Below are 20,038 nucleotides of genomic sequence, written 5' to 3'. Positions count from 1 at the left end.
CCGCCCACGTGCTGTGACAGGTGGCGCGGGAAGCCGATCAGCTCCTGGGCCAGCGCCGTGGCGCGGCGGATCCCGGGCGCGTCGGGGTCCAGCCCCACCTGGCGGATATGCTCGTCGGGTACGCCGTCGCCATAGCTGCCCCAGACGGTCCCGGCGAGCGCGGCGGTGATGTCCTCGGTCAGCCCCAGCGCCTTGCCGACCTGGCGGATCGCCATGCGCGGGCGGTAGTGGATCACGGTCGCCACGATGGCGGCGCGGTGGCGGCCATAGCGGCGGTAGACGTACTGCATCACCTCCTCGCGCCGCTCGTGCTCGAAGTCGACGTCGATGTCGGGCGGCTCGCCCCGGTTCTCGGAGATGAAGCGCGAGAAGAGCAGATCCTGGTCGGGCTTGGTGGGGTCGACCGAGGTGATGCCCAGGCAGAAGCAGACGCAGGAGTTGGCCGCCGAGCCACGGCCCTGGCAGAGGATGTCCTGGTCGCGCGCCCAGGCGACGATGTCATGCACGGTCAGGAAGTAGTTCGGGTAGTCGAGCTTCTCGATGAGGTCGAGCTCGTGGGCGACGACCTTGCGCACCTTTTCCGGCACGCCGCCCGGATAGCGCCATTCGGCTCCGGTCCAGGAGAGGTCGCGCAGATGCTGGATCGCCGTCTTGCCGGGCGGCACCGGCTCGTCGGGATATTCGTAGCGGAGCTGGGAGAGGTCGAACCGAATCCGCTCGGCGATCTCGGCGCTGCGCTCGACCGCGCCCGGGAACTTCGCGAACAGGCGCGCCATCTCTGCGGGCGGCTTCAGGTGACGCTCGGCGTTGGCGGCGAGGATGAGCCCCGCCTCGTGGATGGCGCAGGTCTCGCGGATGCAGGTGAGCACGTCCTGCAGCGCCCGCCGTTCGGGCCCGTGGTAGAGCACGTCGTTGGTGGCCACCATCGGCGCGCCGCTGCGCTCGGCCAGCGCGGCCAGGCGCGAGAGCCGCTGCAGGTCGCGGGCGCCGTAGCGGCGGGTGGCCGCCAGCCAGACGTCGGGTAATTCGTGGACGATGCGCCGCAGGTCCCCCTCGAACGCCTCGTCGACCCGCTCGGGCGGGAGCACCAGCACGAGCTGGCCCTCGGCCTCGCGGGCGAAGTCCTCCCAGTGCAGCTCGCACTCGCCCTTCTCCGAGCGCATCTGGCCGGCGGTGAGCAGGCGGGTGAGCCGCCCGTAGGCCTCGCGGTCGGAGGGATAGACCAGGAGGCTGGGCGTCCCGTCGGCGAACTCCAGGCGGCAGCCCGTCAGCGCGCGGACCCTGGAGCCCTGCTTGACGAGGTCCTGCTGCTGGCGCCACGCCCGCACCACGCCTGCGAGGCTGTTGCGGTCGCAGATCCCGACCGCCTCGATACCCAGCGCCTCCGCGCCGGCCACCAGCTCCCACGGGTGCGAGGCTCCCTGGAGGAACGAGAAGTTGGTGGTGGCCTGCAGCTCGGCGTAGCGGACGCTCATGGGAACAGCCCGTGGAGCCACCATTTCGCCGGCTCGCCGCCCTGGTAGAGGCCCGAACGGAACAGCCAGAAGCGGCCGCCGTCGGCGTCTTCCACGCGGTAGTAGTCGCGCACGTGGCGGACCGAGACGTCGGCGATGTCCTGCTTCCACCACTCCTGGGCGATGCGCTCGGGCCCTTCGGCGCGGCGCACGCGATGCACGCGGCCGCGCCAGCGGAACTGGTTGGGCGGGTCGTCGGGGGTGAGCGCGATCACCGCCTCCAGCGGCTCGGGCTGGCGGAAGAGGCGAACCGGCCGCGGCGTCTCGCGGTCCCACGGCTGGACCTCCTGCGCGGGCTTTTCCAGCGGCAGGTCGCGGCCGACCGCGAGTTCGGGCACGTGGCTCTCGCGCGGGCGGGCGCGGAAGACACGGGTGGGGCCGAGGCGGTTGACCAGCCGATCGACCAGCGGGGCCAGGCCGTCCTCCACCGCCGGGTCCTGCCCCGCGTCGAGGCGCTCCTGGCGTCCCGAGACGGCCTCGACGGCGTAGGCGCAGATCGTCACCGACTCGATACCGAAGCCCGGATCGACGGTCTCCAGCTTCGGCTGGAAGAGCCGTGCGATCCGCCGGGCGTCGCGGCCGGCCAGCGACAGGCCGATGGCGAGGCTGGGCGAGCGTCCGTCCACGCGGTGGAAGGCGATCTCGAAACGCCGGCCGCCGCGCCCCTCCCGCTCCAGCCGCGCGCAGAGCTTGGCGGCGACGTCCTGGGTGACGCGTTCCATGTCCTCGGGCGCGCTGATCGGCTCAAAGAAGGCCAGCCGCGCGGTCCAGGGCGTGGCCGGACGGCGGAAGGCGAGGGCCTCGGCGCTGCGGCCCAGGGCCTGGTCCAGCCGCGTGAGCGTCGCCTGCCCGAACCGGCGGCCCAGCGGCGCGCGGGCGATCTCCATGAGCTGGCCCACGCGGCGCAGGCCCAGCCGCTGGATCTGGGCCGCCGCCTCCGCGCCCAGCCGCAGCGCCTGCGGCGGCAGGGGCTTCAGGAACTCGCCCTGTCCGTTCGGCGGTGCGATGACCCCGTCCTGTCCGTAGTGCGCCAGGGCCCAGGCGGCGCCCGGCGTGTCGGCGATGGCGAGCCGGAAAGCCAGGCCGTTGTCCCGCAGGCGGGCGCGGAAGTCGGCCAGCATCCCGGCTTCGCCGCCCCAGAGGTGCGACACGCCCGAGATGTCGAGGAAGAGGCCGTCCGGCGCATCGGCCGCCACCGCCGGCGAGAAGCGCACGCACCAGTCGACCAGGGCCTTGAGCGCCTCGGCGTCGGCCTCGGGCTCGGCGTCGACGACCTGCAGTTCGGGCACGAGGGCCGCCGCGTCGGTCGCCTTCTGCCCCGCATAGAGCCCCAGCGCCGCGGCCTCGTGCGACACTGCCGCCAGCCGGCGCGCCTGCTTCACCGTCTCGATCAGCGCGAACGGCGGCCGTGGCGTAGCCGGCGCGTCAGGCTGCGGCGCGTCGGCGGTCTGCGGCCCCGCCTTCGTCGGGGCCCCTTTCGTCGGCTTCGCCGACACCTCCCCCGCTGGAGCGGGGGAGGAACGCTCACGCCGCTCTGCGGCGCTCGCTCGCCGGCGCCAGTTCGCGATCGCCCAGGTCGGCGACCAGGCGCAGAGGATGCGCGACATCGGCCGCCTCCCAGGAATAGGCCGCAACGGCCTCGAGGATCCATGCGCCGGTCCGCCCGCCGCGGCAGCGCTCCAGCGCCACCTCGAAGCGCGGCGCGCCCAGCCCGAACGCGTCGGAGGCCGCCGGCTCGGACGGCGCCGACTTCACCCGCCAGCGGCTGGCGGTCACCGAACCGGCCGCCTCGGCCTTGCCGGCTCCGCCGAACGGCCGACGCTTGATCACGAACCCGGTCGTCCCGCGCCGCTCGCAGGCGAGTTGCAGCCTGCGTCCCGCGGTGAGGTCCACCGCCTCGACTTCGCCGAACACCGCCGCGACGCCCGCGGTCGAGAGCGCGTCCTCCATCACCGCCAGCGCCTCGGCCTCGTCGCGGGCGCAGACCTGGATCAGCCGCTCGGGCGGGAAGCCCAGCCCTGCCAGTCCCGGCGCCCACAGGTCGTCGCGGCGCAGCACCCAGACGGCTTCGCCCCTGCGGGCCAGCGGCGCGGCCACCAGCGCCGCGAACGCCGCGGGCGCGGCGCCGGTCTCGGCCTCCAGCCCCACGCCCACGATCTCGTGCCAGCGCCCGAGCGCCAGCCCGCCGCCTGGCAGCCGTCCGTCCAGCCCCTCGTCGCCGAAGGGCAGCACGCCCGCGTCCGGCCGCCCGCCGGCCTCCAGCGCCGCGATCTTCGCCCGTATCGCGGCCAGCCTGCCGCGAGATTCGGACATGGCTTCGGGACTCCTTTTGTTCCGACTTTGTTCTAGTCCTGAGACCGTCGGAGTCAAGGCCTCGTCCGAAGGACTGCCGTTGCCGCCTGCGCGCAAAACAGGCCTAGTTCCGGGGCAGGTCACGGGAGGCGTCATGCGGAAGCTCGCGGGGTTGGCGGCGGTGTTCTGGCTGGCGGCGGGCGGCGCGGCGTGGGCCCAGGCCCCGACGGCGAAGACGCAATCCGGCGTCGTCACCGGCGAGGCGACCGAGCGGGCGAACATCTTCCGCGCCGTGCCCTATGCCGCCGCACCGGTGGGCGCGCTGCGCTGGCGGCCGCCGCAGCCGCCGAAGAGCTGGCCGGGAACGCGCGACGCCACGAAGAACGGCCCCTCATGCCCGCAGCCGATGAACGCCGACGGCTCGCCCAACGCCTTCGGCGGCGCCAACGGGCCCGTCTCCGAGGACTGCCTGCAGCTCTACGTCTTCGCGCCCCGCATCTCCAAAGAGGGGACCGTGAGGAAGGCGCCCGTCATGGTGTGGATCCACGGCGGCGGCCACCGGGTCGGCGCGGGCTGGGTCTACGACGGCCAGAATTTCGCCCGCGACGGGGTGGTGCTGGTCTCGGTCAACTACCGGCTGGGCGCGCTGGGCTATCTGGCGCATCCGGCGCTGACGAAGGCCGCCGGCGCGGAGCCCACCGGAAACTTCGGCCTGATGGACCAGATCGCGGCGCTGAAGTGGGTGCAGCGGAACATCGCCGCCTTCGGGGGCGATCCGCAGAACGTCACGGTCTTCGGCGAGAGCGCGGGCGGCGCCAGCGTACTGGCGCTGCTGGCGACGCCGGGCGCCCGGGGCCTCTTCAAGGGCGCGATCGTGCAGTCCGGCGGCGGCTGGTCGCCGCCGCGGTCGCTCGCGACGATGGAGACCGCCGGCGCCGAGGCGCTGGCCAAGGCGGGCGCCCCGGCGAACGCCACCGCGGCGCAACTGCGCGAGATCCCGTTCGAGAAGCTGGTCCCGCTCGCCGGCGACTACGGCCCGTTCCAGGATGGCAGGCTGATGACGCTCAGTCCCGCCCAGGCGTTCGGGCGCGGGCGGGCCATCGACGTGCCGCTGGTCGTCGGCTGGAACTCGGGCGAGGACGCCGTCGCGTTCGGCGGCCTGCTTGGCCCCGGCGAGCAGCTCAGGACCGACGACGAGCGCGACCGCTTCACCGACCGCGTGTTCGGCGCGCCCGCCCGCTGGATCGCCGGCCGCGCGGCCACGGGCCGTCCCTCGTACCTCTACCACTTCTCCTACATCGGCAGCCGCTTCCGCCCGTCGGGCATGACGCGCGCGGCCCACGCGGCGGAGATCCAGTACGTCTTCGAATACTGGGGCCGGCGCACGCCGATGAGCGCGGTCAGCGACGAGGACCGCGCCATGGCGACCCGCATGCACGGCTGCTGGGTCGACTTCGCCAGGACCGGCCGCCCCTGCGCCGAGTGGCCGGCCTACGATGCGGAGACCGACCGCCTGCTGGAGTTCGGCTCGCCCGGCGGCGTGCGCGAGGGCTTCCGCAAGCCGCAGCTCGACGCCCAGGGACGCGAGGCGAAGCTGGCGCGCTGACCGCGGCTACTTCGCGGCGGCGGCCTCGACGAAGTCGCGCCAGTCTTTCAGCAGGTGCTCGCGGACCTTCGGCCCGTCGGCGCCGAACTCGATCTGGGCCTCCTTCGCGGCGTCGAACCTCGGCCAGACCACGCCGCCGACCGCGCCGGGCGCGCCGGTCCTGGCGAAGTTGGTCCAGTACCGGTTCATGGCGTCGGAGAGCGGCAGGTCTTCCGCCGCGAACGACGCCCGCGGCTGGCCGAACACGAAGCGCACCTCGTCGACGTGGGCCGCGCCATAGGGTTTGCGCGCCGTCTCCGCCGCCGGGACGTAGCTGAAGTAGTAGAGCCACATCGGGGCGCCGTTCCTCGCGTGCAGCCGGGCGATGGCGCGGTCGGGCTCGGTGATCGACTGGACGGTGACGAAGTCGTTGATCGCCTTGCCCTTTTCGTCGCCGAACACCTTCGTCAGCGCCGCCTGCCGCTCGGCGGGCTGGGCCTCCAGCATCGCCGCGGTCGGGCGCACGAGGCTGGCCTCGTGCGAATTGCCGCCGATGATGAGCGGGATCCTCGCCTCGTGGCCGGCGGCGAAGCCCTGGATCACGGTTTCGACGTAGAGCTTGCCGTCCATCACCGGGAACGGCCCGCCCGGCGCGCCGATGCGCCCGGCGCCGCCCAGCGCGCTGAGCGGCAGCTTGCGCAGCGCCGCGGCCGCCTCGGGCCCGTCACCCTTGACCCCGGCGGCCTCGGCCAGCCGCACGCCGGTCGCCTCGGCGTCGGCGAGGGGCGTCGGCGCGGTGCGCGCGAAGCCCGACTCGACGACGGCCCGCTGGAACAGCCCCTTCGCCTCGGGCGAGATCATCATGTTGAGGATGCCCATGGCCCCGGCGCTTTCGCCCACCGCCGTCACCTTGCGCGGATCGCCGCCGAACGCGGCGATGTTGGCCTTCACCCACTTCAGGCCGGCGATCTGGTCCATGTTGCCGTAGTTGGCGGTGAGACCCGGCTCCCGGCTGAGCGCCGGGTGGGCGAACCAGCCGGCGCGGCCCAGGCGGTGGTTCACGCCGACGACGATGACGCCCTTCTTCGCGAACTCGGTCCCCTCGGTGTCGGCGCCGAACGCGCCGATGGCCTGGCCGACGCGGAAGGCGCTGCCGTGGATCCAGACGATGACGGGCAGCTTCGCGCCGCGCTTCGCGTTCGCCGGGCGCACGACGTTCAGGTAGAGGCAGTCCTCGTTCGACTGGCAGCTCGGCGGGGCCTTCGTGGCGTCGCGCTCGCCGGTCCAGGACGGCGGTGCGCCGGGCGGTCGCCAGCGCAGGTCGCCGACGGGCGCCGGCGCGAAGGGGATGGCGTAGAAGTAGTCGACGCCGTCCGCGCGCGAGCCCTGGAGCACGCCCTGGCCGGTCTTCAGCGTCGCGGTCGTCCCCGCCGGCGCCGCGGCCGGCGGCTGGTAGCCGCCCGGAGCCTGGGCGAGGGCCGGCGCGGCCAGCAGGCCGAACGACAGGACGGCCGCGGCGAGCGAGCGGACGATCATGGCTTCCCCCGGCTTTCCTCGGATTGGCGATCCGAATTCCGGCCTGACTAGCGCCCGGCTGTTTCCCGATTGTGTCGGCTGGTGGGGCCCGGAATGGCGGATGGCGCGCCGCCGGCCGCGGCGCTAGCGTCGCCGCATGGCCGCCTACGTCATCAACGAGATCGTCGTCACCGAGCCCGAGCGGTTCCAGACCTACGCCGACCAGGTGCCGGCGATCCTGGCCAGGTATGGCGGGCAATACGTGATCCGCGGCGGCGCCCCCGAGCGCGTGGACGGGCCGCAGCCGCCGCACAGGCTCGTGGTGCTGCGCTTCGAAAGCCGCGAGGCGGCGCGGGCGTGGCGCAACTCGCCCGAGTACCTCGCCATCCTCCCGATCCGCGAGGCCACCTCGACCAGCCGCGTCTACATCGTGGACGGGCACGACGGTTGAGCGGCCGCCTGCCGGGTCAGGTCGCCAGGGCGGCCGGACGCAGCGCGCCCTTGCCGGCGAGCGCGGCGACGAAATTGTCGCGCCAGCCGGTGACGTCCTCGTTGGCGACGGTCTCGGCAAGCGCGCGCCAGCGCCGGATGCGCTCGGCCTTCTCCATGGCGAGCGCGCGCTCGAGCGCGTCGGCGATCTCCTCGGGGCTGTGCGGGTTGACCAGCAGGGCGTCGCCCATCTGCCGCGCCGCGCCGGCGAAACGCGACAGGATCAGCACGCCGGGGTCCGCGGGGTCCTGGGCGGCCACGTACTCCTTGGCGACGAGGTTCATGCCGTCGCGGAGCGGCGTCACCAGCCCCACGCGGGCCGCGCCGTAGATGCCGGCCAGCTCGTCGCGGCGATAGTTGCGGTTCACCCACCGGAACGGCGCCCAGTCGACGTCGGCGAACTCGCCGTTGATGCGGCCCGAGAGTGCGTCGAGCCGGCCGCGGATCTCCTGGTAGGCCTCGACGGACTCCCGCGACGGCGGCGCGATCTGCAGCATCAGGACCTCGCGGCGCAGGTCCGGGTTCTGGGTCAGGAAGGTCTCGAAGCCGAGGAAGCGTTCCTCCAGGCCCTTGGAGTAGTCCAGCCGGTCCACGCCCACGATCAGGTGGCGGAAGACCGTGCAGGCGGTCATCAGGTCGCGCATGCGGCGCGCGCGGCTGGTCTTCGTCATCCGCGCGAAGTCGGCGGCGTCGAGGCCGATCGGGAAGTGGCCCACTTCCAGCAGCCGGCCGAATGCGCGCAGGCCGCCGCCCGGCAGCGTCACGCCCTGGGCCTCGTTCAGCACGTATTCCTCGAACGCCTGCTGGTACTCGGCGGTCTGGAAGCCGACGAGGTCGTAGTCGAACATCGCCTCCACGAGCTGGCGGTGGCGGGGCAGGTTGATCATCACCTGGTGCGCCGGCCAGGGCACATGCAGGAAGAAGCCGATCCGGTTCTTGACCCCCAGCGCCCGCAGTTCGCGGGCCAGCGGGATCAGGTGGTAGTCGTGCGCCCAGATCAGGTCGTCGGGCCGGATCAGCGGCCTCAGCGTCTCGGCGAAGCGGCGGTTCACGCGCCGGTAGCCTTCGCCGAACGCCCGGTCGAAGGCGGCCAGGTCGGTGCGGTAGTGGAACAGCGGCCAGAGAGTCTTGTTGGCGTAGCCGGTATAGTACTCGTCGACGTCGATCGACTCGAGGTCGACCGTGGCGGCGGTGACCCCGCCCACCTCCTGCACATTGAGTTCGCCGGTGAATTCGGGCGTCGTCTGGCCTGACCAGCCGAACCAGACGCCGGAATAGGCCTTGAGCGCCGCCGCCAGCGCCATGGCCAGCCCGCCCACGCTCTCCTCGCCCTCGCCGGCGGGCGGGTTCACGCGGTTGGAGACGACGATGAGGCGCTGCGTCATCCTACGTCGCGCCCTTCCGGAGCCGTGAAGGCCTCTGGCGAAGGGGGGTCATCGCGCCGCCTCCAGCCAGGCCAGCACGTCCTCGACGTTGCGCAGGCCGAAGCGGGCCTCCGTCTCGCGCGGGCGGCCGACCAGGACGCCGTAGCCGCCCAGGCGCGCGACCTCGGCGAAGCCGTGCTCGTCGGTGGCGTCGTCGCCGGCGAAGACCGGCGTGGCGCCGCGGAAGGCGGGCGTCGCCATGAAGGCGCGGATGGAGTCGCCCTTCGAGGGGCCGGGCGGGCGGAGCTCCTCGACCATGTCGCCCGCCTGCACGACGAGGCCGGTCTCTGCGGCCAGCTTGCCGGCGAGGCGGCGCGCCTCTCCGGCCCGGGCCCGGGCCAGGCGGAAATGGATGGCGGCGCTCGTCCCCTTGTCCTCGAAGAGCAGGCCGGGGTCGGTGGCCGCGAAGGCGCGGAGCGCGGCCGTGGCGCGGGACAGGCCCGGGTGCGGGTCGGGCTCGTGCAGCGCCCCGTGACACTCGCGGCGGACCAGGCCGTGGACGGCGGCGGCGCAGGTCACGCGGCCTTCCAGGATGCGGTCGATGTCGGCGAGCGTGCGGCCGCTGACGACGGCGAGCCGGCCGCCCAGCCCGTCGCGCAGCCGTTCCAGCAGGCGCGTGCGGCGGTGATCCGGACGCACGTCCTGGGGCCGCGCCGCGATCGGCGCGAGCGTGCCGTCCAGATCGAGGAACAGCGCAGCATCGGCGAGCCGAAGGGGCTTCGGCGCGGGCAGGCTCAGCATTGGCGACTCGAGTGGCATCCCTCTCCATCCGTCCCGATGCTCAACACCGCAGCGCAGCAAAACGATCCGGCCTCGCTCGATTGTGAAGGCCGCAGAGGGCCGTCGGCGGACCGCCGTCCCGGGCGTCCGGTCTCATGAAGGGCCAGGGCCTTGACCCGAGGCGGAGCACGCGCTCTTTCCCGCGTTCCCGCAGGGTCAAGGAGCCGCGATGCCCGTCCCGTCCAAGGCTGACTTGTCCCAGGCCGACGCGATCGTGCTGTTCGGCGCCACCGGCGATCTCTCGCACCGGATGCTGCTGCCGTCGCTGTACTTCCTGGACGCAGACGGCTTCCTGCCCGCCGGCGTGCGGATCATCGGGACGGCCCGCGCCGACCTCAGCCGCGACGCCTTCGCCGAGACCGTCCGCCAGGCCCTGGACGAGCAGGCGGAGCCGGTCGACGCGGACGTCTGGGCGCGCTTCTCGGCGCGGCTCGGCTACGTCCACGCCGACGCCACCAGCGCCGAGGGCCTGGCCGGCCTCGCGGCCGCCCTCGACGGCGCGTCGGCTCCGCTGTTCTTCCTGGCGATCTCGCCCAGCCTCTTCATCCGCGTCGCCCGCGCGCTCGACGCGGCAGGCCTGGCGACGCCCGGCAGCCGCATCGTGCTGGAGAAGCCGATCGGCCGGGACCTGGAGACCTCGCGCGCCATCAACGCGGCGCTGTCGGGCGTGTTCGACGAGAGCCAGGTGTTCCGGATCGACCACTACCTGGGCAAGGAGACGGTGCAGAACCTGATCGCGCTCAGGTTCGCCAACACCCTGTTCGAGCCGCTGTGGAACTCGCTCTCCATCGACCATGTGCAGATCACGGTGGCCGAGACCGAAGGCGTCGGCGCCCGCTGGCCCTACTACGACGAGTATGGTGCGCTGCGGGACATGCTGCAGAACCACATGCTGCAACTCCTCTGCCTCGTCGCCATGGAGCCGCCGGCCGACATGGAGCCGGACTCGGTGCGCAACGAGAAGGTCAAGGTGCTGCGCTCGCTCCGCCGCTTCCGCCGCGCCGACGCGACGGAGAAGTCGGTGCGCGGGCAGTACACGCCGGGCGTGGTCGTGGGCAGGGAAGCCGCCGGCTACGAGAGCGAGCGCGGCGGGAAGAGCGGCACGGAGACCTTCGTCGCGCTCAGGGCCGACATCGACAACTGGCGCTGGGCGGGCGTGCCGTTCTTCCTGCGCACCGGCAAGCGGATGCCGGAGAAGCGCACGCAGATCGTCATCCAGTTCAAGCCGGTGCCGCATTCCATCTTCGGCAGCGCCTCGCTGGGCGATCTCGAGGCCAACAAGCTGGTTATCGACCTGCAGCCGGACGAGGACATCAAGCTCACCCTGATGAACAAGGCGCCCGGCCTGACGAAGGGCGGGATGCGGCTTCAGTCGATGCCGCTCTCGCTGTCGCTGCTGTCGACCTACGAGGGTCCCGGCTCGCGCCGCCGCATCGCCTACGAGCGGCTGCTGGTGGATGCGCTGCACGGCGACGCCACCCTCTTCGTCCGCCGCGACGAGGTGGAGGAAGCCTGGCGCTGGGTCGACGGCGTCGCCGACGCCTGGACGGAGGCCAGCCTGGCCCCCAGGCCCTACGCCGCCGGCAGTTGGGGCCCATCGGGCGCCTTCGCGCTGATCGAGCGCTTCGGCCGCGAGTGGAACAGCTAGACCCTCTCCCTCCCGCTGCGGGAAAGGCAGGTCACCGGATGCTCTGCCAGCTCTTCGAAAGCAGGCTGGCGCAGTTGATGAGGCCGACCAGAGAGTAGGTCTGCGGGTAGTTGCCCCAGAGTTCCTCGCCGTCGAGCGCGATGTCCTCCGACAGCAGTCCGGCGGCGGTGCGGCGCGCCAGCATCTCCTCGAAGAGGTCGCGCGCCTCGCCGGTGCGGCCCGACAGGTGCAGCGCCTCGATCAGCCAGAACGTGCAGAAGTTGAACGCGGTCTTCGGCAGTCCGAAGTCGTCCGGGATGGCGTAGCGCAGCATGTAGCGACCGCGGCGCAGGCCATGCTCGACCGCCGCCATCGTCGCCTGCATCCGCGGGTCGTCCGCGGGGAGGAAGCGGACGTCCACCAGTTGCAGCAGGCTGGCGTCCAGGCCGTCTCCTTCGAACGTGGCGGCGAAGCGGCCCTCCTCGGCGTTCCAGGCGCGCGTCTCGATGGTCCCGCGCACCTGCTCGGCGCGGGCGTTCCAGTAGTCGGCGCGCGCGCTGAGCCCGAGCTTCGCGGCGGCGTTGCCCAGCCGGTCGCAGGCCGCCCAGCACATCACCGACGAATAGGTATGCACCGCCTCGCGGCCGCGGAATTCCCAGAGGCTGGCGTCGGGCTTGTCGTGCAGTTCGAACGCCCGCTCGCCGATCGGCTCCAGCGCCCGGAAATCGTCGGCCGTCGCGGGCCGCAGCAGGCGCTCGTCGAAGAACGCCTGCACGCTCGACAGGATGATCTGGCCGTAAACGTCGTGCTGCAGGTGCTCGTGCGCCTGGTTGCCGACGCGCACCGGGCCGATGCCGCGGTAGCCGGGCAGGTGCGGCGCGATCCATTCGGTCAGCACCGGCTCCAGTCCGACCCCGTAGACCGGCTGCACGTGCCCCGCCTTGCCGTTCGCGGGCCGCGCCTGTTCGAGGCCGGGGATCTCGCGCTGGGCCGACGGGTCCACGCCCGCCGTCATGTCCCCGCGCGTCGCCTGGTCCACCAGGTTGCGCAGGTAGACGAGGTAGTTCTCCAGCAGGTCCGCGGCGCCCAGGCGGTTCAGGGCCTGCACAACGTAGTAGGCGTCGCGCAGCCAGCAGTAGCGGTAGTCCCAGTTGCGGCCGCGCCCGCCCTCCGCCTCGTGCTCGGGCAGCGAGGTCGTCAGCGCGGCCACGATGGCGCCGGTCTCCTCGTAGGCGCAGAGCTTCAGCGTGATGGCCGCACGGATCACCGCCTCCTGCCACTCCAGCGGCACCGACAGCGTCCGCACCCAGCCCCGCCAGTAGGCGGTGGTCTCGCGCAGCATGCCGAGGGTGGCCGTCGAGACCTCGGAGTCGAAGCCCTCGTCGGGTCCCAGGAACAGGCTGACCGATTCCTCCAGCCGGAACGCCCGCTCCTCGGCGATATGGCTGACCGGCGCGTCGGTGGTGAGCCGCAGCGTCACGTCGTGGCCCACGTAGCGGATGTGGTTCGAGCCCATCGTCTGCGCGCACGGCCGCTCGCCGTAGTTCGTCATCGGCCGCAGCCGGATGCGGATTCGCGGCGCGCCGCGGAGCGGTCGGACGATCCGCACGAAGGCCAGGGGGCGATACTGGCGGCCGAGGTGGCGGTAGCGCGGCGCGAAGTCGACGATCTCGACGGCCGCCCCGTCGGCGTTGCGGATCTCGGTGCGCAGGATTGGCGTGTTCCGCAGGTAGGCCTGGATGGTCTCGACCGCACCCTCGACCTCGATGGACCAGACTCCGCAGGCCTCGGCCGCGCCGGGGTCCTGGCCGCCGAGCAGCGCCGAGAAGAACGGGTCGCCGTCCACCCGCGGCGCGCAGGCCCAGACGAACCGGCCGGCCCGGTCGATCAGCGCGCTCGCCGCGCAGTTGCCGATGGGGAACAGGTCGAGGGTCTGGCTCAAGGAATCTCCCGCGTCGGATGACGACGACCGGCCCCGGGAGTCGTCTCGCCGACAAAACGCCTGCGCACGGCCTCCGGCTCCCGAACCGGGGCCAGTCTACACCTGGACGTCATGGTCGGGGGCATAGCCGGGCCATGACGTTCAAAGGGGACAAGGCAGGTCATCGGGCCGGCTCGAACGGGGATTCGGTCAGTTGTAGCGCACGCGCAGCCGCGGACCGCGACTGTTGGAATGCACCGCCACCCGCGCGCCCTGCCGCTCGAAGACGAGGTCGATGCTGCCGTCGCCGACCTCCAGGCCCTCGACGCTGAGGCGGTCGATGCCCAGCGGAAGCTGCGGGTCGCGGATCTCCACCTCGCCGCTGTCGCCCAGGACCTGGAGGCCCAGGCAGGCCTGCAGCAGCATGAACACCGAGCCTGCCGCCCAGGCCTGCGGCAGGCAGGCGACCGGATAGGCCACCGGCGGCTCGCCCGCCGCGCGCGGGAAACCGCACCAGAGCTCGGGCAGGCGCATGTCGAACCGCATCGCCGCCTCGAACATCGCGGCGGTCACCTTCACCACGCCGCGTCGCTCGCCGTAGTAGGAGAGACCCAGGGCCGCGAGCGCCGTGTCGTGCGGCCAGACCGACCCGTTGTGGTAGCTCATCGGATTGAAGCGGACCTGGTCGTTGGCCAGCGTGCGCAGCCCCCAGCCCGAGAAGAAGTCGGCCGACATCAGCCGCCGCGCCACCGCCTCGGCCCGCTCGGCCCGCGGCAGCCCGGTGAAGAGCAGGTGCCCGGGGTTCGAGGCCACCACCTGGCAGAGGTCGTTCCGGCCATCGAGGGCGAGGCCGTAGAACCCCTCCTGCGGCATCCAGAACCTGTCCTCGACGACGGCCCGCAGCGCCTGGGCCCGCGCACTCCAGCCCTCGGCCGCCGCGTTGTCGCCGCGGCGGGCGCAGAGCGCGGCCATGGTGCGGTAGGCCGCGAAGGCGTAGCCCTGCACCTCGACCAGGGCGACCGGCCCTGCCGGGAAGCGGCCGTCGGCGTGGAAGATGGAATCGCCCGAGTCCTTCCAGCCCTGGTTCGAAAGCCCGCCGTCCATGCCGCGCGCATAGGCGATCAGGCCCAGCGGGTGGCGGTCGGCCGTCGTCGTGATCCAGTCGGCCGCGCGCTCCAGCGCGGGCCACCAGCGGTCGAGCTGGACGGCGTCGCCGGTGCGCTGCGCGTAGGCGCCGGCCAGCGCCACGAACAGCGGCGTGGTGTCGACCCCGCCGTAGTAGCGGCCGAACGGCACCTCCCCGAGCGCCGCCATCTCGCCGCGCCGGGTCTCGTGCATGATCTTGCCGGGCTCGGAGTCGCGGAACGCCGAGGTGTCGGCCGCCTGGTGCGCGGCGAGGTAGTTCAGCACGCCCTTGGCCAGCGAGGGCTCGAACCACAGGAGCTGCCAGGCCGTGACGATGGCGTCGCGGCCGAACGCGGTCGAAAACCAGGGGATCCCCGCGTAGGGATAGGGTCCGGTCTCCATGGGCGTGGTCAAAAGCGCGATGTCGGCCCGCGACTTCTCGATCCAGCCGTTGAAGAGCCGCCCGTTGGTGGTCAGCCGCGCGCCGATCCGCTGGCGGGCGCGCATGGCGAACCGGGCGCGGGCCGCCGCCGCGCGGAACCGTTCCCGCGACGGACGCGCCGCTTCCGTGGCGCCCACCTCGACGTAGAGCTCCCAGCGCGCGTCGGGCTCCAGTCGGACGCGGAACCCGGCCCGCTGTCCGTCGAGCGAGGCGGCGGTATCCGAGAAGGCGACCACGCTGGTGCGCGCGACCTGGTCGAGGCCCTCGTAGCGGAATCGCACGCTGCGCTCGCCCACCTCCGGTGGGTCGGCGATCCCGCGGCGCCGGCGGATCGCGCCGCGCACCTCGAACATGTCGCGGAAGTCGGCGGCGTAGCTGAGGACCAGCGGCAGCTCGATCGCCTCGGTCGCGTAGTTCGTGAGCCGCAGGCGCTCGTAGAGCCGCTCCTCCCAGAGGAACCGCTTGCGCTCCAGGTGGACGATGCCGGGCGGCATGACCGGGCCGGCGGGCGCGGGGATGGCGCGGTTCAGCCCGTGGCTGGTGAAGTAGACGTTGTCCTGGCTGAGCGCGCCCGAGAGCAGGGTGGGCGTGCGCTCGCCGAGCGTCAGCTCCCAGCGCGACAGGATGCGGGTGTCGTCCTGGAAGAGCCCGTCGGCGGCGCCGGCGATGTCGCCATGGCTGTCGCAGACCAGGAAGGTGTCCCGGTCCTTGAGCGCGAAGAGCCGCTGGGGAACCCGCGGCTCCTCGATCTCGCCCCACTCGACGGGGGTGGTATGGCTCGGCGCGAGGTCGTTCATCGCCGGTCCGTCACGCGGCCTCCGTCAGGCGCTCCTCGTTGAGGCGCTCGTAGATCTCGACATAGCGGCGCGCCATCGTGAGCGAGGAGAACCGCTCCTCGAAGCGCGCGCGGATGGCGTGGCGGTCCAACAGGCGGGCCCGGGCGACCGCCTCGGTCGCCTCCGCCTCCGAGCGGACGATGAAGCCGGTCAGGCCGGGCTCCACGACCTCGGGCGCCGAGCCGCAGTCCCAGGCGATCACGGGCGTCCCGCAGGCCATCGCCTCGACCATCACCAGGCCGAACGGCTCGGGCCAGTCGATGGGGAAGAGCAGGGCGTCCGCGCCGCCCAGGAAGGCCGACTTCTCGCGGTCGCCGATCTCGCCGACGTAGTTGACGTGCGGGCGGGCGAGCAGCGGCTCGATCCGGTCCTCGAAATAGGCGCGGTCGGCGTCGTCGACCTTGGCGGCGATGCACAGCGGCCGGCCGGCGGCCTCGGCGATGGCGACGGCGCGGTCCGGACGCTTCTCCGGCGAGATGCGGCCGAGGAAGGCCAGGTAGCCCTCGCTCCGCGGGCTGAATTCGTAGAGGTCCGGGCACATGCCATGATGCACGGTGGCGGCCCAGCTCGCGAAGGCCAGCGGCTTGCGCTGGTCGTCGCTGATGGAGATCAGCGGGAACTGCGGCCAGCGGCGGTAGACCGGCGGCAGGTCCTTGAGATCCAGCCGCCCGTGCAGGGTCGTCAGTGTCTTCTGCGCCATGTCCTCGAACATCGGGAAGTGGATCATGTCGGTGTGGAAGTGGATCACGTCGAACCGGTCGGCGAGGCGGCGCACCTCGGCGAGCTGGAAGAGGTGGGCGGCCAGGTCCGACTTCAGCGGCGCGGGGTCCAGCCGGATCGCCTGGTCGCGCACCGGCGCCAGCAGGCCCAGCGTCTGGGCCTCGGCCGAGGCGAAGAGGGTGACCTCGTGCCCCAGCCTGACCAGGGCGTCGGTGAGATGGGCCACGACGCGCTCGGTCCCGCCGTAGAGGCGGGGCGGGACGGCTTCGTACAAGGGGGCGACCTGGGCGATACGCATGGGGAACTCCGACCACTGTCCAACGGGCGACGCGCCCCATCACGCGTCGACTCCTGGCTCCGGGACTGAGACTGCGCAGGACCCCGCGCGGTTCCACGACTTTCGCGAAAAGCTGTGGCGCGGGGCGCCGCGGGGCGGAAATGCGCGTTAAGGAGGCGCGCATGATCGAGACCTACCCCACGCCGCAGGCCTTGGCCGAAGCGGCGGCGCATGCCGTGGAGGCCCGGCTGGTCGCGGGCCTGCGCACGCACGGCCGCGCCGGGCTGGTGGGTACGGGCGGCCGGTCCCCGGGCGTCGTGTACGACCGGCTCAGGGACGCCGCGCTCGACTGGAGCCGGGTGGTGGTGACGCTGTCGGACGAGCGCTGCGTCGATCCCGACGATCCGGCCTCCAACGTCCGCCTGCTCCGCGAGCGGCTGCTGAGCGGGCCGGCGCGGCGGGCGCATGTCCTGCCGCTCTGGCCCGCGGCCGAACCGGCCGCGCTGGCGGCGATCCAGCCGTTCGACGCGGTGATGCTGGGCATGGGCGAGGACGGCCACATCGCCTCGCTGATCCCGGGCGATCCGGGCCTGGCCGACGCGCTGACGACCGCCGACCTGCTGCACAGCGTGCCCGCGGGCCTCGGCAAGCCGCCGGTGGCGCGCATCACGTTGACGCTTTCCGCCCTCACGAACGCGCGCGCCGTCTTCCTTCTGATCGCCGGGGAGGCTAAGCGCGAGGTCGTCCGCCGGGCGCAGGCCGGCGCGGACCTGCCGGTCGCCCGGCTGATCTCGCAGTCGCGGACGCCGCTGCGCATCTTCTGGACCCCGGACGGAGGTTGAAGCCCATGGCCGCCACGCATCCTGTCACCGCCGAGGTCACCCAGCGCATCGCCGCGCGCAGCAGGGACAGCCGCGCGGAGTATCTCGAGCACATGGCCGCCGCCCGCGCCGCGGGGCCGGGCCGTGGCAAGCTCTCCTGCGCCAACTGGGCCCACGCCTTCGCCGCCTCGCCCGAGGGCGACAAGCAGCGGATGCGCGACCCGACGGCGCCGAACGTCGCCATCGTCTCGGCCTACAACGACATGCTCTCGGCCCATCAGCCCTACGAGCGCTTCCCCGACATCATCCGCCGGGCCGCGCACGAGGCGAAGGCGACGGCCCAGTTCGCCGGCGGCGTGCCCGCCATGTGCGACGGCGTCACGCAGGGGCGGCCCGGCATGGAGCTGTCGCTGTTCAGCCGCGACGTGATCGCCATGGCGACCGCCGTGGCCCTGACCCACGACGCCTTCGACGCGGCCCTGATGCTGGGCATCTGCGACAAGATCGTGCCCGGCCTCTTCATCGGCGCGGCGGCGTTCGGCCACCTGCCGGTGATCTTCGTGCCCGGCGGGCCGATGACCAGCGGGATCTCCAACGCCGAGAAGGCCCGCGTCCGCGCCCTCTACGCCGAGGGCAAGGCCACGCGCGAGGAGCTCCTCACCTCGGAGATGAAGAGCTACCACGGCCCCGGCACCTGCACCTTCTACGGCACCGCCAACTCCAACCAGATGATGATGGAGATGACCGGCCTGCACCTGCCGGGCGCGGCCTTCATCGAGCCCAACACGCCGCTCCGCGACGCGCTGACCGCCGCCGCGCCGAAGCGGGCGGTCGAGATCCGCGACGGGTCCAACGACTACACCCCGTTCTCGGCGGTGATCGACGAGAAGAGCCTGGTCAACGCCATCGCCGGCCTGCTCGCCACAGGCGGGTCGACCAACCACACGCTGCACATCCTGGCCATGGCGCGCGCCGCCGGCATCCAGGTGACCTGGGAGGACATGAACGACCTCAGCCACGTCACGCCGCTGATCGCGCGGGTCTATCCGAACGGCTCCGAGGACGTGAACGCCTTCCACGCCGCCGGCGGCATGAGCTTCGTCACGCGCACCCTGCTGGACGCGGGCCTGGTCCACGACGACGTCATGACGGTCGCCGGCAAGGGCCTGAGCCGCTACCGGCAGGAGCCGTTCCTGGAGGACGGCCGCCTCGTCTGGCGCGACGGCCCCGCCGCCAGCCTGGACCGCGACATCCTGCGGCCCGCCGACGATCCGTTCGAGGCCGAGGGCGGGATGCGGTTGCTCACCGGGCCGCTGGGCCGCGGCGTCATCAAGACTTCGGCGGTGAAGCCCGAGCACCGGACCGTCGAGGCCCCCGCCATCGTGTTCGAGGACCAGGAGGCGCTGCTGGCCGCCCACAAGCGCGGGGAGCTCAGTCGCGACTTCATCGCCGTCGTCCGCTTCCAGGGCCCGCACGCCAACGGCATGCCCGAGCTGCACTCGCTGACGCCCACGCTCGGCGTCCTGCAGGACAAGGGGTTCAAGGTGGCGCTGGTCACCGACGGGCGCATGAGCGGCGCCAGCGGCAAGGTGCCGGCCGCGATCCACGTCACGCCCGAGGCCGCGGGCGGCGGCCCGCTCGCCCGCGTGCGGACCGGCGACGTGATCCGCCTCGACGCCGAGGCCGGGACGCTCGACATCCGCCTCGACCCGCGTGAGCTGATGGCCCGCGAGGCCGCCGTCGCGCCGCGTTCGCAGCCGGGCTACGGCCGCGAGCTGTTCGGCTGGATGCGCCGCGCCGCCGGTCCCGCCGACACCGGCGCCTGCGCGCTCTTCGAGGCCGCCTGATGAAGCCGCACTGGGTCGGACTGGTCGGCGACGTCGGCGGCACCAACGCCCGCTTCGCCGTGGTCGACGCGCAGGGGCACATCCGCAACCCGCGCAGCTTCGCCAACAAGGACTACCCGACCCTCGCCGACATCATGGCCGAGTACATCGAGACCACGGTGGGCCGGAAGCGGCCGCCGCGGGCGGTGATCGCGGTGGCGGGGCCGGTGCTCGACGGCGAGATCGAGTTCACCAACCTCGACTGGGTGGTCTCCGAGGGCGACCTCCTGTCCCACTTCGAGTTCGAGGCGGTCGAGCTCATCAACGACTTCGCGGCCCAGGCGCTGGCCTGTCCGCTGCTGGAGGGGCCCGACCTGCGCACGCTGGGTCCCAGCCTTCCCCGGGGCCCGCACGACTGCCCGATGGTGGCGCTGGGCGCCGGCACCGGCTTCGGCGTCGCGGCCCTGGCGCGCAGCGAGCGGGGCGATCTCCCCATCGCCACCGAAGGCGGTCACGCGGCCTTCGCGCCCACCGACGACGTCGAGGTCGCGGTGCTCGAGCGGCTCACGGGCATCTACGGCCGCGTCTCGATCGAGCGCCTGCTCTCGGGCCAGGGCCTCTACGACCTCTACTGCGCCCTGGCCGCGCACCAGGGGGTGGCCGCGGTGCTGCCCGACGAGGTGGCGGTGACGACCGAGGGGCTGGTGGGCGATCCGCTGGCGGCGGCGACGCTGGACCGGTTCGGCGGCATCCTGGGGTCGGTGGCGGGCGACCTGGCGCTCACCTTCGGGGCCCGCGGCGGGGTGTTCGTCTCGGGCGGCATCGCGCCCCGCATCGCCGAGAA

Annotated in this window: 15 protein-coding genes; 6 read left to right on the top strand and 9 right to left on the bottom strand. The window is 72.8% G+C overall.

Annotation, left to right across the window (positions count from 1 at the left end; genetic code table 11):
- The 3 genes from JNL41_RS13135 to JNL41_RS13125 all read right to left on the bottom strand — a co-directional run.
- Window positions 1-1,475 (bottom strand): PHP domain-containing protein (locus JNL41_RS13135; RefSeq protein WP_293475620.1); only part of this gene is annotated, 1,475 nt, incomplete at its 3' end.
- Window positions 1,472-2,908, bottom strand: a complete 1,437-nt coding sequence (locus JNL41_RS13130; protein ID WP_293475622.1) for a DUF6504 family protein — start codon at window positions 2,906-2,908, stop codon at window positions 1,472-1,474. The genes JNL41_RS13135 and JNL41_RS13130, both read right to left, overlap by 4 nt.
- A 130-nt stretch (window positions 2,909-3,038) precedes the next feature.
- On the bottom strand, window positions 3,039-3,827 hold the full coding sequence (locus tag JNL41_RS13125; RefSeq protein WP_293475618.1) for a protein imuA: 789 nt from the start codon (window positions 3,825-3,827) through the stop codon (window positions 3,039-3,041).
- A gap of 133 nt (window positions 3,828-3,960) precedes the next feature.
- Here JNL41_RS13125 and JNL41_RS13120 point away from each other — a divergent pair, with 133 nt between their 5' ends.
- A complete protein-coding gene (locus JNL41_RS13120; protein WP_293475616.1) occupies window positions 3,961-5,412 on the top strand; it encodes a carboxylesterase family protein in 1,452 nt (483 codons plus the stop codon).
- 6 nt (window positions 5,413-5,418) lie between these two features.
- Here JNL41_RS13120 and JNL41_RS13115 read toward each other — a convergent pair whose 3' ends face one another.
- A complete protein-coding gene (locus JNL41_RS13115) occupies window positions 5,419-6,927 on the bottom strand; it encodes a carboxylesterase family protein (protein ID WP_293475614.1) in 1,509 nt (502 codons plus the stop codon).
- A 136-nt stretch (window positions 6,928-7,063) separates the two neighbouring features.
- Between JNL41_RS13115 and JNL41_RS13110 the strand changes: the two genes are divergently transcribed.
- Window positions 7,064-7,357 (top strand): DUF1330 domain-containing protein, encoded by a 294-nt coding sequence (locus tag JNL41_RS13110; protein WP_293475612.1) that lies wholly within the window; start codon window positions 7,064-7,066, stop codon window positions 7,355-7,357.
- 16 nt (window positions 7,358-7,373) lie between these two features.
- On the opposite strand, the gene JNL41_RS13105 is transcribed toward JNL41_RS13110, so the two are convergent.
- Together JNL41_RS13105 and otsB are read right to left on the bottom strand one after the other, a co-directional pair.
- Window positions 7,374-8,780 (bottom strand): trehalose-6-phosphate synthase, encoded by a 1,407-nt coding sequence (locus tag JNL41_RS13105; RefSeq protein WP_293475610.1) that lies wholly within the window; start codon window positions 8,778-8,780, stop codon window positions 7,374-7,376.
- A 48-nt stretch (window positions 8,781-8,828) separates the two neighbouring features.
- Window positions 8,829-9,560, bottom strand: a complete 732-nt coding sequence (gene otsB, locus JNL41_RS13100; RefSeq protein ID WP_293475608.1) for a trehalose-phosphatase — start codon at window positions 9,558-9,560, stop codon at window positions 8,829-8,831.
- 208 nt (window positions 9,561-9,768) lie between these two features.
- On the opposite strand from otsB, the gene zwf reads away from it, so the two are divergent.
- Window positions 9,769-11,247, top strand: a complete 1,479-nt coding sequence (gene zwf, locus JNL41_RS13095; RefSeq protein WP_293475606.1) for a glucose-6-phosphate dehydrogenase — start codon at window positions 9,769-9,771, stop codon at window positions 11,245-11,247.
- A 31-nt stretch (window positions 11,248-11,278) separates the two neighbouring features.
- On the opposite strand, the gene JNL41_RS13090 is transcribed toward zwf, so the two are convergent.
- The 3 genes from JNL41_RS13090 to JNL41_RS13080 all read right to left on the bottom strand — a co-directional run bounded on the left by JNL41_RS13090 (window position 11,279) and on the right by JNL41_RS13080 (window position 16,568).
- Window positions 11,279-13,168 (bottom strand): glycoside hydrolase family 15 protein, encoded by a 1,890-nt coding sequence (locus tag JNL41_RS13090; protein ID WP_293475604.1) that lies wholly within the window; start codon window positions 13,166-13,168, stop codon window positions 11,279-11,281.
- A 189-nt stretch (window positions 13,169-13,357) separates the two neighbouring features.
- Complete coding sequence (locus JNL41_RS13085; protein WP_293475602.1) at window positions 13,358-15,511, bottom strand: amylo-alpha-1,6-glucosidase; 2,154 nt, start codon at window positions 15,509-15,511, stop codon at window positions 13,358-13,360.
- A 10-nt stretch (window positions 15,512-15,521) separates the two neighbouring features.
- Window positions 15,522-16,568: a glycosyltransferase family 4 protein gene (locus tag JNL41_RS13080; protein ID WP_293475600.1), complete on the bottom strand. Its 1,047-nt coding sequence runs from the start codon at window positions 16,566-16,568 to the stop codon at window positions 15,522-15,524.
- Window positions 16,569-16,729: 161 nt separating this feature from the next.
- Between JNL41_RS13080 and pgl the strand changes: the two genes are divergently transcribed.
- The 3 genes from pgl to JNL41_RS13065 form a co-directional block, all read left to right on the top strand.
- On the top strand, window positions 16,730-17,389 hold the full coding sequence (gene pgl / locus JNL41_RS13075; protein ID WP_293475598.1) for a 6-phosphogluconolactonase: 660 nt from the start codon (window positions 16,730-16,732) through the stop codon (window positions 17,387-17,389).
- Window positions 17,390-17,394: 5 nt separating this feature from the next.
- Window positions 17,395-19,215, top strand: coding sequence for a phosphogluconate dehydratase (edd, locus tag JNL41_RS13070; protein WP_293475596.1), 1,821 nt, complete (start codon window positions 17,395-17,397; stop codon window positions 19,213-19,215).
- A partial coding sequence (locus JNL41_RS13065) for a glucokinase (RefSeq protein WP_293475594.1) occupies window positions 19,215-20,038 on the top strand: 824 nt, incomplete at its 3' end. The genes edd and JNL41_RS13065, both read left to right, overlap by 1 nt.

The sequence above is a fragment of the Phenylobacterium sp. genome (genome assembly GCF_016793285.1).
GTDB lineage: Bacteria > Pseudomonadota > Alphaproteobacteria > Caulobacterales > Caulobacteraceae > Phenylobacterium.
The sequence above is the reverse complement of the archived record's forward strand: the minus strand, read 5'-3'. Positions and strand labels throughout refer to the sequence as shown.

Excerpts from the sequence above, each read along its gene's own strand:
- JNL41_RS13125 (WP_293475618.1), bottom strand. The coding sequence starts at position 3,827 with ATGTCCGAATCTCGCGGCAGGCTGGCCGCGATACGGGCGAAGATCGCG.
- JNL41_RS13120 (WP_293475616.1), top strand. The coding sequence starts at position 3,961 with ATGCGGAAGCTCGCGGGGTTGGCGGCGGTGTTCTGGCTGGCGGCGGGC.
- JNL41_RS13115 (WP_293475614.1), bottom strand. The coding sequence starts at position 6,927 with ATGATCGTCCGCTCGCTCGCCGCGGCCGTCCTGTCGTTCGGCCTGCTG.
- JNL41_RS13110 (WP_293475612.1), top strand. The coding sequence starts at position 7,064 with ATGGCCGCCTACGTCATCAACGAGATCGTCGTCACCGAGCCCGAGCGG.
- JNL41_RS13105 (WP_293475610.1), bottom strand. The coding sequence starts at position 8,780 with ATGACGCAGCGCCTCATCGTCGTCTCCAACCGCGTGAACCCGCCCGCC.
- otsB (WP_293475608.1), bottom strand. The coding sequence starts at position 9,560 with ATGCTGAGCCTGCCCGCGCCGAAGCCCCTTCGGCTCGCCGATGCTGCG.
- zwf (WP_293475606.1), top strand. The coding sequence starts at position 9,769 with ATGCCCGTCCCGTCCAAGGCTGACTTGTCCCAGGCCGACGCGATCGTG.
- JNL41_RS13085 (WP_293475602.1), bottom strand. The coding sequence starts at position 15,511 with ATGAACGACCTCGCGCCGAGCCATACCACCCCCGTCGAGTGGGGCGAG.
- JNL41_RS13080 (WP_293475600.1), bottom strand. The coding sequence starts at position 16,568 with ATGCGTATCGCCCAGGTCGCCCCCTTGTACGAAGCCGTCCCGCCCCGC.
- pgl (WP_293475598.1), top strand. The coding sequence starts at position 16,730 with ATGATCGAGACCTACCCCACGCCGCAGGCCTTGGCCGAAGCGGCGGCG.
- edd (WP_293475596.1), top strand. The coding sequence starts at position 17,395 with ATGGCCGCCACGCATCCTGTCACCGCCGAGGTCACCCAGCGCATCGCC.